Origin of the sequence: Dyadobacter sp. BHUBP1 (assembly GCF_050587785.1) — a bacterium.
GTDB lineage: Bacteria > Bacteroidota > Bacteroidia > Cytophagales > Spirosomataceae > Dyadobacter.
In genome coordinates this window covers 461,251-473,364 of sequence record NZ_JBOBIH010000001.1, presented here as the reverse complement: position 1 = coordinate 473,364, position 12,114 = coordinate 461,251, and the positions used below count along the sequence as shown (strand labels likewise).

Sequence of the window (12,114 nt, the reverse complement as noted above, 5' to 3'; positions counted from 1 at the left end):
TATTTTTGAATGGTTCGTATCCACATCCAGTCACCAGAACTACACCAGTTATGTCATCAACCACCAAAAAATTGTCGCTCCTTTTGCTCCTGATAATGGCTGGGGCGGCTGTCTATTTTGTGTTTTTCAAATCTCCGGCGCAGGAAGGGAACGTCGTCGCGGAAGCACCCGTCGTACAGGAATCGGTGTATCTGCCGCTCACCGACCTCACAGGAAAGGAAGTGGCGATGGACGAAAACAAAATCGCCTTTGTGAATGTGTGGGCAACCTGGTGCGGGCCTTGCAACATGGAAATGCCCGGCATTCAGACACTTTATAACAAATACAAAGACCACAGCAAAATCGCATTTTACATCATCTCCGATGAAGACGCAGAAACTGTAAACCCGTTCATCGCCCGTAAAGGCTACAACTTGCCGTTTTACCAATATGCCGGCCCTTACCCTTCCCAGCTCGATGGCAATGCAATTCCACGGACGTACATTATATATAAAGGAAAAATCCTCGCACAGGAAGTAGGCGCTTCGCAATGGGACAGGCCGGAAGTGATCGAACTCATCGAGAAGCAACTCGCCGAGATATAAAACTAAAAAGGCGTCACACCAATGCGTGACGCCTTTTATATAAATTTCAGGTTCGTTTATTCAACGATGAAGCTACCTTTCATCAGCGCGTAGTGGCCTGGGAAGCTGCAAATGTAGGTATAAGTGCCTTTTGCAGGAGCTGTGAACTCGATCGTGTCGCTTTCGCCACCGCCTACCAGTTTGGTGTGCGCGATAATGCTCGCCTTCTCAGCAGCAGGGATATAATCTGTTTCTCTTGCAGCAGCAGCTTTTGAACCGAATGCAGCTACATCAGTACCTGGTTTCAACAGAACCCAGTTGTGGCCCATAGCAGCTTTGGCAAGTTTACCTGAGTGAGTCAGCGTAAGTTTCACTTTTTGTCCAGCCTTCACTTTGATCTCTTTCAGGTCGAACTGCATTGCATCACTTCCTTTGATCACGATCGTCTTAGCTTGCTTCACATCGCTTGCTACCTCTTTGGCAGGAGATGTTTTAGCCGAAACAGGGTTCAATGTAACTGCTCCGAAAGCCAAAACCGAGGCAAGAAGCATTACGCCATACTTGGTCCTTTTCATATTCTGAGTATTAGTAAACTTGTGTTGGTTAAGATTAACAGGCGCAAGTTACGACACGTGTGCTGAAAAATGCAATGCATTAACAATTGTTTGAACTTAAAAGAGGATCTTATACTGGTCCCGCACAGCCCTTCCGACGCAAATGACCGATAACACCATCATATAGTGGTTGATATCCACCGGGTCCATCGGCAACGGCAACTTCCCCGACTTGGTCGATAGCGCCAGCAGCATCATCGAAAACAACGTCCATAATGCGCTCTTCTGGCGGTTTGCCAGGCCCACGCAAGAGATGAGCAATGTAACCAGAATGCAAAATGCTTTGATGATCAGCCCCACATATTCGACCCGGAACCAGGTAATGCAGTAAAACAGCAGTGCACCCAGCCCAACCGTGGAATAGAACAGGAAAGAGCCGCTTTCATACCGCATTATGAGGCACCACGAGGCCGTCACGAGGCACAGCGCACCGAGCGTCATTTCCCCCGCTTCGAATATTTCATGAGCCATCCCGAGCCCTTCGACGCCGGCGTAAAACAGCAGATCGGTAAATGCTACGAGTGAAATACTCGTGAAGAAAATGCCCCAAAGCCACCTGATCAGAACGGGCTGCTGCCTGAAATACCGGAAGAAGACAAATAAACTGGTGATCGCCAAAACGAGGTTAGAAAATATATGCGGATTCAGAAATAGGTTCATAAACAGCCATCATGATGTCAAAAAAGCAATTTACAAATTATGCCTACATTTTGCTACTTCGTGCTTTTCGTCCTACTTTTACCGAAAAAACTGATTTACCAACATGAGCGTTTTAGTTAATAAAAACTCCAAGATTATAGTTCAGGGATTTACCGGTTCGGAGGGCTCGTTCCATGCCCAGCAAATGATTGAATACGGTACGAATGTCGTAGGTGGTGTTACGCCTGGCAAAGGTGGGCTTTCTCATTTGGAAAGACCTGTTTTTAATACAGTTGACCTTGCCGTACGCGCTACCGGTGCAGACGTTTCGATCATTTTTGTTCCACCGGCTTTCGCTGCCGACGCGATCATGGAAGCTGCTGATGCTGGTATCGGCGTTATTGTTTGTATTACCGAAGGTATCCCAACCAAGGACATGATGCAGGCGAAAGAGTATATCAAAGGCAAAAACTGCCGCCTGATAGGCCCTAACTGCCCGGGTATCATCACCGCCGAAGAATGTAAAGTAGGTATCATGCCTGGATTTATCTTCAAAAAAGGAACGATCGGTCTGGTTTCTAAATCCGGAACGCTTACTTATGAAGCGGTAGATCAGCTTTCTCGTGCCGGATTAGGCCAAACTACGGCCATCGGTATCGGAGGTGACCCTATCATCGGTACTACTACCAAAGAAGCAGTTGAGCTCCTGATGAACGACGATGAGACTGAGGCGATCGTGATGATCGGTGAAATCGGCGGAAGCATGGAAGCAGATGCTGCTGCATACATCAGATCTACCGGCAACAAGAAGCCTGTTGTAGGGTTCATCGCCGGCCAGACAGCTCCGAAAGGACGCCGCATGGGGCACGCGGGCGCGATCATCGGCGGAGCCGACGATACAGCGGAAGCGAAAATCAGAATTATGAAAGAGTCGGGCATCTTCGTAGCAGAATCACCTGCATTGATCGGCGAAACGATGCTTCTCGCACTTGGAAAGAAATAATCATTGCTCACTGACTTTGATCAAAGGGCTGGGGAAACCCAGCCTTTTTTGTACCAATGAAGTCCATATTTTCGGCTGTTTTTTGGGCTTTTTTTACGGCAGTAACCCTATTGGGCTCACTGGCACAGGGCGCGGCAAAAGTAAACCCGCCGGGTCAGTTCTTCCCGGTTTATAATTACCAGGATGACTGGCTTGTGTATAACGAGCAGTACAAGAATTACGTACCCTTTTCTCAGGGCGTCAATGAAGGCACGCGCTTTGCGAGCCTTTACATTGACCTGGTAAAAAACAGAAGGTATTCCCTCCTCGTTCATTCCGAAAACGAGAGCTATCTGTTCCTTGAAGGCGCATTGCAAAACCGCATCGCAGCTGGCAAATGGCAGGAACTCAGCCTCGACAGCCTTTATCGCCTTTATCACAAAGATGAGCTGTTGCTGACCTTGTACGGCAGCCCCGGTATTGCCGACAAAACGGTGATCATTTGCAACAAAAAAAAGCAAACCGATTCCGAGGCCATCGGGCCCGCACGATCGGGCTTCATCAATATCAAGCCGATTGCTTTCACACCTTTCGGCACATTTGCCGGAATTGCATTGATTATTATCCTGGTATTAAATGCGTGGATCTTCAATCTGAACCCGCTTTCTTTTATCCGTTTAATAAATCCCATTGAGTTTTTCAACAACGACCCGCGCGACCAACTTTCGAAGATTAACAAGCCTTACAGCAATACGGTAATCTTCTTTGTCGCGATCAGTTCGATGATGATGGGCTTTACGGTGATTTATTTATCAATCAATCGGCTCAACCTATTCTCTGTCAGTACGATACTTTCCGACAAAGTAAATACAGCACAAATCCTGGGCGACTTCTGCATCCTGTCGGTAATCTTCTTTTTACTGATCTACGCAAAGTACATTTTTATGGTGCTGGCGGGGAATATGCTCAATCTGGACAAGCAGGTCGACATTATTTTCATCAAAATAGTACAATCCTCCTACCTATTTTATGCACTGGTGTTTCTGGCCATTTTCGGCTTGTACTCCAACCACATCAATTGGCTGGAAGCAAGCAGGCCATACATCCTTCTGCCATTCCTTTTTTTCTATATCGCCCGGTTCGTCGCACTATATGTTGTAGCCAAGCCGGCCGGCTCGTTGATTAATCTCTATTTATTTTCTTACCTTTGTGTCATCGAAATAATCCCGCTCATTGTGAGTATGAAGTTTGCTTTGTAGTCAGGAAACATGAGTTGGGAATAAACTAATGAGGATTATACATGAGTGATACCATCAATTTTGATCAGGACAGGCTTAAAAAAGTAACCAGTCTTTTGGTAAGTCAATCCCGACCAGCAGACGAGAATTCACCTTATTACGAGTTAGCCAGAAAGTATAATATCAAGGTGGACTTCCGGCCTTTCATTCAGGTCGACGGAGTTTCCTACAAAGACTTTCGCAAGCAAAAAGTTAACATCCTGGACCATACGGCCGTCATTTTCACAAGCCGTAACGCCATCGACCATTTCTTCCGTATTTGCAACGAAGGCCGGATTGAAGTACCAGCTACGATGAAATATTTCTGTATTTCAGAGCAAACTGCCAATTACCTTCAGAAATACATCGTAATCCGGAAGAGAAAGATATTTACAGGCACCAAAACCGCTGCTGAGTTGATCGAACTCATGCGCAAACACAAAAAGGAGAAGTTCCTCTATCCTTGCTCAGACGTCAGAAAGAACGACATTCCTGAATTCGCGGATACCGAGGAATTCCACTTCACGGAAGCGACGATGTACCAGACGGTTTCGTCCGACCTGTCCGATCTGGAAGACGTATACTACGATATTATCGCATTTTTCAGCCCGTCGGGGATCAAGTCACTATTTGACAACTTCCCGGACTTCAAGCAGAACAACACCCGCATTGCGGCATTCGGCCCTACCACTGCGAAGGCAGTAGAAGACGCCGGGCTTTTCCTGGACATCCAGGCTCCGCTCCCGAATGCACCTTCGATGACAGGCGCGCTCGACCTGTACATCCGCAAAGCGAACAACGTATAAAAAGCTTTACAAAAAGCACGAAAAGCCCCGGAAAAAATCCGGGGCTTTTTCATGTATATGTCAATTTTTTTAAGCAATATGCGTTATCAATCTAAATCCGAAAGCATATCAGCGTGATCCTTAAATCTATTCCTGCGGCATGACTTTGACCTTTACTCTTCGAAGTACCAGATATATCCGGCCCTTTGCGTTATTGCTTTTCCTACCGCTCTGTGCCATTGCCCAAAAAGACGCGCAGTTCAGTTTGTTCTCGCTGAACCAGCTTTACCTGAACCCGGCTGCGGCGGGCGCCGACGGACTGACCAAGTTCCAACTCACGCACCGGACACAATATGCAGGTTATCAGGGGACTAACATTGATGATGCGGGAGGCGCCCTTTCAACACAACTGTTTTCGTTCAGCATGCCAGTCAAAAACTTCGGCATCGGCTTTTATGCATTGAACGACAAAAGTGGCCCCAGGACAGATCAGGATTTCAAGCTTACTGCTGCATACCATATACCGCTAGGTAGTGGCAAATTAGGAGTAGGCGTTAGTGCGGGCCTATTCCGCCAGGCCATTGACTACGGCAAGCTCCGCGCCCGCGATCCGGATGACCCTTTGATCCAGACCGGTACCATCGCCGAAATCAATCCCGACTTCTCCGTTGGTGCACGTTATGAGAACGAGACATTCTACGCAGGTCTGTCGCTGAACCATTTCTTGAAGCCTAAATATCAGCTCGGCTCCGAAACCGGCACGAATCCACTGCCGCGTACATTGTATTTCAATGCCGGTGTAAATCTCGAACTCGGCTATTTGCTGGATATCCAACCGATCGTCCTGGTCAAATCGGACATTAACACCGTTTCGGTGGAAGGTGGAGCTACACTGACGTACAATAAACGTTACTGGATAGGCGGTACTTACCGACAACAGGACACGTACTTCATCATCATGGGGGGCATTTACCTGCTCGCTGATCAATCTCTGCGACTCTCAGGCGCGTATGATATGGTGGTCGGCGGTAATAAAACAAAGTCACCTTCTTCTTTCGAGGTAATGCTTTCGTACGCCCTGCCTTCGCCTAAATTTGGCAAAAAGGCGCCTATCCGTACGCCGCGGTTCCGTTTTTAATGAATTCGCCTAAACGCTATCGGATATACCATCGGATATAGTAATATTTTATCATCAAATTATTAAAAATCCAAGATTTGGATGTCAAATCAACGCTTTTTGCAAACCTCTTGGTAACTCGTGTGAATCAGTTTGCGAAACTTTGATTTATATTTGTAAAATGTTCGGCTTCCATACCAATTGCATTATTCTTACGTTAAGTCGATAAACACCTGATTTAGTAGTCGATCCGTGAAGATTTCGGCACCGAAATCCAACAGCTCTTATTCTGACAGATGTGCACATTTTGTTTTAATTCAAGTATACTAGATATCATTCGTTGACGTTTTTAGGCTAGCATTTTATTATCAAAATTTACAAAACCACTATGAATGTGAAAGTGTTCTATCGGGATGGAGTCAAAAGCCTGCTTCTGGTAGCCGCATTAATGCTCTTGCAAAGCTGCGGTTTTCTTAAGAGCAAGTTTGGCAAGGGAGGAAAAGAAGAAAGCGGTATTCAAAACGGTGAAATCACTGCTACGGCCCGCAAGGGATTCAAGCAGACAACACCAGCCGGGATGGTCGTGATCCCCTCGGGTTCTTTTGTGATGGGCCAGGCTGACGAAGACATCGCTTCCTCCATGAACAACATGAACCGCCGGGTGACTATCAGTTCATTTTTCATGGATGACACTGAAATCACCAACAACGAGTATCGTCAGTTCGTGAACGCGTTGCTGGTTGACTCCGTATCCGTACTCGGTGAGGAGGAAATCATGGCCAAGTACTACCCTGATACAACCGTTTGGAAAAAAGACTTTGCTTATTCGAACGGAGATCCATTCGTAGAATACTATTATCAGCACCCTGGTTTTGATACCTACCCTGTGGTAGGCGTAAGCTGGATTGCTGCAACTTACTTCTCGAAATGGCGCACCAACCTGCTTCACGATTTCCAAAACAAGGAGGGCCAGTTCAACTCAACGGGTTTCCGTCTGCCGACAGAGGCCGAATGGGAATGGGCTGCAAGAGGTGGACGTGCCGTGGCGAAATATCCCTGGGGTAACCCGTACACCATGAATGCCAAAGGATGCTTTCTGGCAAACTTCAAGCCTCAGCGTGGTAACTACGATGCTGACGGATATCCTTACACCGGCCCTGCAAATGCTTACAACCCTAACGACTTCGGGTTGTACAACATGGCTGGAAACGTAGCGGAATGGACTTCAGATGCCTACACAGACAATGCGACGGCGATTGTATGGGATATGAACCCACAATACAACGACCCTAACGAGCCACGCAAAGTGGTAAAAGGAGGTTCCTGGAAAGATATCGCTTACTACCTGCAGACCGGTACCCGTACCTACGAGTTTGAAACAGAAACCCGTGCATTCATCGGCTTCCGTTGTGTAATGGATAATGTAAACGACCGCGGAGGAGCCCGTGCCCGTCGTCGCTAAAAAACACTTTCAATTTAAAAGAAGCAGCGTTTTTACTCTGCTTCTTTTTTACGATCAGACCGAATCAATCCAACACTTTACTTACTATAATTTTTTCACTGTAACCGATTTCAATTCACATGGCTAAGAGTAGCGGACCTAATTTTTTTTGGGATAAACTAGTACCAACAATATACAGTGCGGGTGCTGCCGTCGTAATTTTAGGAGCTTTGTTCAAAATCCAGCACTGGGACGGAGGTGGCCCGATGCTAACGGCAGGTCTTGGAACCGAGGTTCTGATCTTCTTGCTTTATGCATTGCAAACGCTTACCCAATCGGTTGATAAAGAGCCGGATTGGACCCGTGTGTATCCCGAACTCGCCGACGATTATTCAGGCCCAGCCATTTCAAGAAGCTCAGCCCCGAGCAGTAACATCACCGCCAAACTGGATAATATGCTGGACAATGCGAAAATCTCCCCCGAGATTTTCGACAGCCTCGGCAAAGGTTTTAGAAACTTGTCTGAAACGGTTAGTAAAATCACCGACCTTACCGACGCGACAGTTGCTACAAATGACTACGCGAAAAATGTGAAGACTGCCTCAACCGCAATCAGTGATATGAACAAGTCTTACGGCGTAGCGATCAACGCGATGTCTTCGATGGCCGATGCCACTAAAGACGCGCAGTCATACCGCGATCAATTCCAGCAAATCACTAAGAACATGGGTGCGTTGAACGCCGTATACGAGCTGGAATTGCAAGACACTACCAAACACCTGAAAGCGATGAACGCTTTCTATGGTAACCTGACAGCCGCTATGGAGAACATGGCTGACGCCACGAAGGAGTCGCAAGTGTTCAAGAGCGAAATGGCGAGACTAACCAACAATATCTCTTCATTGAATGGCATTTACGGCAATATGCTGACCGCAATGCGAGGTGGCAATGCGTAACAGCGCCCAGGCGATGACTCTGTGATTTCCCTTTGGGACTCCCCGTCCGGGTTACAGAGTCATTGTTGTTAGTTAAATAATTTGATCACTGAAACTGATTACACAACAATATGGCAGGTGGAAAAGAAACACCCCGTCAAAAGATGATTGGAATGATGTATCTGGTTCTTACGGCAATGCTCGCATTGCAGGTAAGTTCAGCTATCATCGAAAAATTCCTCCTTCTGAACAATTCGTTGAAACTATCCTCTGATGCGGCAGGTAAAATCAATCAAGAAACAGTATTGAAGATCAAGGCCGCCGTCGAGAAATCCGGAAACCGCGCTGCGGACCTAGCGGTCATCAAAGAGGCCGAACAGGTGCGCAAGCTATCTTCGGATATGTCGAACGAACTGAACGCATTGAAAGATGAGATTATCAAAGATGCAGGCTCCGGTTATAACGAAGAAGGAGCGATCAAAAATCCACAGGAAGAAACCAAAGTGGCCGAATTGATGATCGGCGTTCGCAAGAATGGTAAGGCGTATGCATTGAAGCAAAAATTGAACGCCTTCACTGCAGAGCTTAACAAATTTTCTCCCAACAAATTTAAAAATCTGGCCCAGGATGGTCGTGAAGACGATCTTGCAAAAAACAACAAAGACCAGCGCAACAAAGACTTTGCAGAGCTTAACTTCGAATCTACCCCCGTTGCTGCTGCGTTGGCCGTGTTGAGCCAAAAGCAAACCGACATCCGCCGTATGGAAGGTGAGGTGTTGAATTACCTGGCCAGCAAAGTAGGTGCTGCGGATATCAAATTCGACCGCATACTGGCAATGGTAAGTGCCGACGCGAAAACCGTAGTAGCGGGTACCAAATTCAAAGGACAAATGTTCATCGCGGCTTCCGCTTCCGGTATCACCCCGCGTATGAGCTTGAATGGATCGCCTGTTAAAGTTGAAAACGGTGTGGGTATCATCGAATTTACAGCACAAGGTGGTGGATACAATGCGGAAGGTCTTGCTAAAAGAGAGCTTCGCGGACAGATCACGATCCCTACCCCATCCGGCAAAGACACTACTTACACAATGACTCAGGAATACTTCGTAGTTAAGCCTTCCTACCAGATCGAAACGGGAACATTGCCTCCATTGTATTTGGGCTGTGCCAACAAGCTGAGCATCCAAAGCCCTGCACTCGGGCCACTTTGGGCACCCAACTTTTCGACGGATGGTGGAGAAATCATTCCTAGCGGTCAAAAAGGTAAATTCACAATTGTTCCTAACAAAGCAAGCCTGAATATTACGGTAAGCAATGCTGGTAACGTGTTAGGCTCTGAGCCTTTCCGCGTGAACCGTGTTCCCAAGCCTTCTTTGGAAATACGTGTAAACGGTGCCGCATTTGACGAACGTCGTGGCGCCCCTGCTTCCGGTACCAGAAGCATTCAGGTAATAGCGGTTCCCGACGAGAGCTTCAAAAACTTCTCGCCAGAGGACGCCAAATTCCGTGTGTCGCAAGTTGAAATCTCCCTGGCCCGTGGTGCAAGAAGAATCAATGGCGTAACATTGAATGGCGGAGGCGGCTCAATTTCCTCTTTGGCATCGCAAGCGCAGCCTGGCGACCGTTATGTGATCTCGATCCTGAAAGTAGAGCGTCAGAATTTTAAAGGTGCTGTGAGCGAGGTAGAAATGGGTAACCAAACTCGTACTGTACCGCTATACTAATCCACCGCATTTAGTCGTTGATTGGACAATACAACTTTATGTATGATATGAGAAGAATGAACGGAAAAACGATTGCATGGTCTTTGCTGTCGCTGTCTCTTGCAAGTACTGCCGCATTTGCGCAGGAGAAAGAGGATTCGACTGCGAATCAGTTCTCGTCGCGCCCCATCGCCGATGGCGACGTGATGATGAAAAGAACGCTCTGGAGACGGGTCGATTTGAAAGAAAAGCAGAACATTTCCATGTTCTCTAAAAACAATGAGATCACACGCTACTTGTTGGATGCGGCGAAAGCAGGGTTGATCGATGCTTATACAAACGACTCCTGCGCAACTAAAATCACGGGTGACGAACTTCACAAACGTGTTTTAATCCCTAACCAGACTGCCGGTCTTTCGGCCGAGGAAATCGCGGCAGGTTTCGGAGAACCCGCCAAAGCAGACGGTTGGGATACGAAAGCCAAAACAGACCCTAGCAAACAAGCCGCTAACGCCGACGATGGCTGGGGTGCCAAAAAGGATACAAAAAAAGAAGCTGAGCCGGTAGACGACGGTTGGGGACCTCCTAAGAAAAAGTCATCCAAAAAAGGCGCTAAAACTGAGGTTGCCAAGGAAGAACCAAAAGTGGAAGCTCCAAAGCCGGATACCACTTCTTTCGAAACTCAGCAAGTTGCTGCGTCAGAAGAAGAATATTTCCCCGATCAGTTGAGTATCCTGGAAGTGAAGGAAGACTGGATTTTCGACAAGAAACGTTCACGCCTGTATACCGACATCCAAACGCTGACGATCGTTCTCCCTGCTGACCAGACTGCAACAGGACTTGAATTGCCAGTAGCCTCTTTCCGTTGGAAAGATGTTGAAAGACTTTTCAGAAGCGATCCTAAGAAATATATCTGGTATAATACCCACAATACCGCCCAAAACAAGAACCTGGCAGATGCCTTCGACCTTCGTTTGTTCTATGGACGGATTACCAAGTTCTCTAACGCCAACGATAAGGCATTCCTCGACATCTACAATGGAGAAAAAGAGGCCCTGATCAAATCCCTAAACTATGAGCAGGAGCTGATGGAACTGGAACACGGTCTTTGGGAATACTAAGAATAACAGATATCAAAATACGAAAGAGCTTCCACTTGGAAGCTCTTTTTGTTTGTGCTATATCGCCGCACGACAGCTCATGCGCTTTCATCTCGCTTATGCCGTTCACCTTTCAAAAGCCTTTCATGGCAATAAAAAAGGTCAGCTATAACGGGATTATCCGTTCCAACTGACCTTTCTTATTAATTGATAGATTTCTCGTTAACGTGCTGAATTGATTATTTTCTTTTCAGGTTCAATTTCAATTTGGTCGCCATTCTCACTTGTGTATCCGTCAACCCGAGTGCTGCGATTGTTTTGTTGTAATCTTTCAGTGTTTCAGCATTTAAACGTCCTCCTGCGTTTACGACACTCCCCGGAACAATGACGATTCGAATATCCTGGAAAGTTCTTTTAGGAGCCTCGTCCTGATCTTCACTCCAGTTGGTAGGCAACAACTCAACAAAAAATGTCTTATTCTGAACAGCATGCACAAAGGTATACGAGCTATACTTGTTGCCAGCGAAAAGGACGAGGCCAGGCATCGGCCAGTAAACATTTTGAGATTTCAGGTAGACCAATACAACAGATTTGCTCAAAGCCGAATCTTCTTCGGCAGTAAGATTGTCCTGACCTATTATAAACCCGCCCGTACTGTCTGTATCGACCTGACCCGTTGAAAGGATTATTGCCGAACTGCCGGCTCCGTCTTCTCCATCCTTACCTGCAGGTCCAGCCGGCCCAGCCGGCCCCTGGGGTCCCGTCGCACCTGCCGGACCGACAGCTCCGTCGTCCCCCTTGCAACTTACCATAGCGATCATCAACACCACAGAGGCGAATAGTAATAATTTTTTGAGCATAACTGTTAAAGTTTAGAAAGTGATTAATTGAAAAACTGTATGAGTCAATACGCAGACGAAGCCTGTTCTGACGAGGACAGAGGCGTATAACGCATAAA

General features: G+C 47.0%; 12 protein-coding genes. 9 read left to right on the top strand and 3 right to left on the bottom strand.

Features of this window, described 5'->3' with window-relative positions; genetic code table 11:
* The first annotated feature begins 50 nt into the window (after positions 1–50).
* On the top strand, positions 51–584 hold the full coding sequence (locus ACQ4MZ_RS01965) for a TlpA family protein disulfide reductase (protein ID WP_430842419.1): 534 nt from the start codon (positions 51–53) through the stop codon (positions 582–584).
* Between the two features lie 56 nt (positions 585–640).
* On the opposite strand, the gene azu is transcribed toward ACQ4MZ_RS01965, so the two are convergent.
* Together azu and ACQ4MZ_RS01955 are read right to left on the bottom strand one after the other, a co-directional pair.
* On the bottom strand, positions 641–1,138 hold the full coding sequence (azu, locus tag ACQ4MZ_RS01960; RefSeq protein WP_430842417.1) for an azurin: 498 nt from the start codon (positions 1,136–1,138) through the stop codon (positions 641–643).
* Between the two features lie 96 nt (positions 1,139–1,234).
* On the bottom strand, positions 1,235–1,837 hold the full coding sequence (locus tag ACQ4MZ_RS01955) for a hypothetical protein (protein ID WP_430842415.1): 603 nt from the start codon (positions 1,835–1,837) through the stop codon (positions 1,235–1,237).
* A 103-nt stretch (positions 1,838–1,940) separates the two neighbouring features.
* Here ACQ4MZ_RS01955 and sucD point away from each other — a divergent pair, with 103 nt between their 5' ends.
* The 8 genes from sucD (at position 1,941) to gldN (ending at position 11,177) form a co-directional block, all read left to right on the top strand.
* Positions 1,941–2,819, top strand: coding sequence for a succinate--CoA ligase subunit alpha (gene sucD, locus ACQ4MZ_RS01950; protein WP_106597013.1), 879 nt, complete (start codon positions 1,941–1,943; stop codon positions 2,817–2,819).
* A gap of 56 nt (positions 2,820–2,875) precedes the next feature.
* On the top strand, positions 2,876–4,057 hold the full coding sequence (locus tag ACQ4MZ_RS01945; RefSeq protein WP_430842413.1) for a DUF4271 domain-containing protein: 1,182 nt from the start codon (positions 2,876–2,878) through the stop codon (positions 4,055–4,057).
* Between the two features lie 41 nt (positions 4,058–4,098).
* Positions 4,099–4,881, top strand: coding sequence for a uroporphyrinogen-III synthase (locus tag ACQ4MZ_RS01940; protein ID WP_223400264.1), 783 nt, complete (start codon positions 4,099–4,101; stop codon positions 4,879–4,881).
* Positions 4,882–5,020: 139 nt separating this feature from the next.
* Positions 5,021–5,998, top strand: coding sequence for a PorP/SprF family type IX secretion system membrane protein (locus ACQ4MZ_RS01935; RefSeq protein WP_430842411.1), 978 nt, complete (start codon positions 5,021–5,023; stop codon positions 5,996–5,998).
* A gap of 367 nt (positions 5,999–6,365) precedes the next feature.
* A complete protein-coding gene (locus ACQ4MZ_RS01930; protein ID WP_106597010.1) occupies positions 6,366–7,439 on the top strand; it encodes an SUMF1/EgtB/PvdO family nonheme iron enzyme in 1,074 nt (357 codons plus the stop codon).
* Positions 7,440–7,558: 119 nt separating this feature from the next.
* Positions 7,559–8,374, top strand: coding sequence for a gliding motility protein GldL (gldL, locus tag ACQ4MZ_RS01925; RefSeq protein ID WP_430842408.1), 816 nt, complete (start codon positions 7,559–7,561; stop codon positions 8,372–8,374).
* Positions 8,375–8,484: 110 nt separating this feature from the next.
* A complete protein-coding gene (gene gldM / locus ACQ4MZ_RS01920; protein WP_430842406.1) occupies positions 8,485–10,077 on the top strand; it encodes a gliding motility protein GldM in 1,593 nt (530 codons plus the stop codon).
* A 38-nt stretch (positions 10,078–10,115) separates the two neighbouring features.
* Positions 10,116–11,177, top strand: a complete 1,062-nt coding sequence (gene gldN, locus ACQ4MZ_RS01915; protein WP_430842404.1) for a gliding motility protein GldN — start codon at positions 10,116–10,118, stop codon at positions 11,175–11,177.
* 218 nt (positions 11,178–11,395) lie between these two features.
* On the opposite strand, the gene ACQ4MZ_RS01910 is transcribed toward gldN, so the two are convergent.
* Entirely contained in the window at positions 11,396–12,016 is a 621-nt protein-coding gene (locus ACQ4MZ_RS01910; RefSeq protein ID WP_430842402.1) for a hypothetical protein, read from the bottom strand.
* Between the last annotated feature and the right edge of the window lie 98 nt (positions 12,017–12,114).

Excerpts from the sequence above, each read along its gene's own strand:
- ACQ4MZ_RS01965 (WP_430842419.1), top strand. The coding sequence starts at position 51 with ATGTCATCAACCACCAAAAAATTGTCGCTCCTTTTGCTCCTGATAATG.
- azu (WP_430842417.1), bottom strand. The coding sequence starts at position 1,138 with ATGAAAAGGACCAAGTATGGCGTAATGCTTCTTGCCTCGGTTTTGGCT.
- ACQ4MZ_RS01955 (WP_430842415.1), bottom strand. The coding sequence starts at position 1,837 with ATGAACCTATTTCTGAATCCGCATATATTTTCTAACCTCGTTTTGGCG.
- sucD (WP_106597013.1), top strand. The coding sequence starts at position 1,941 with ATGAGCGTTTTAGTTAATAAAAACTCCAAGATTATAGTTCAGGGATTT.
- ACQ4MZ_RS01945 (WP_430842413.1), top strand. The coding sequence starts at position 2,876 with ATGAAGTCCATATTTTCGGCTGTTTTTTGGGCTTTTTTTACGGCAGTA.
- ACQ4MZ_RS01940 (WP_223400264.1), top strand. The coding sequence starts at position 4,099 with ATGAGTGATACCATCAATTTTGATCAGGACAGGCTTAAAAAAGTAACC.
- ACQ4MZ_RS01935 (WP_430842411.1), top strand. The coding sequence starts at position 5,021 with ATGACTTTGACCTTTACTCTTCGAAGTACCAGATATATCCGGCCCTTT.
- ACQ4MZ_RS01930 (WP_106597010.1), top strand. The coding sequence starts at position 6,366 with ATGAATGTGAAAGTGTTCTATCGGGATGGAGTCAAAAGCCTGCTTCTG.
- gldL (WP_430842408.1), top strand. The coding sequence starts at position 7,559 with ATGGCTAAGAGTAGCGGACCTAATTTTTTTTGGGATAAACTAGTACCA.
- gldM (WP_430842406.1), top strand. The coding sequence starts at position 8,485 with ATGGCAGGTGGAAAAGAAACACCCCGTCAAAAGATGATTGGAATGATG.
- gldN (WP_430842404.1), top strand. The coding sequence starts at position 10,116 with ATGTATGATATGAGAAGAATGAACGGAAAAACGATTGCATGGTCTTTG.
- ACQ4MZ_RS01910 (WP_430842402.1), bottom strand. The coding sequence starts at position 12,016 with ATGCTCAAAAAATTATTACTATTCGCCTCTGTGGTGTTGATGATCGCT.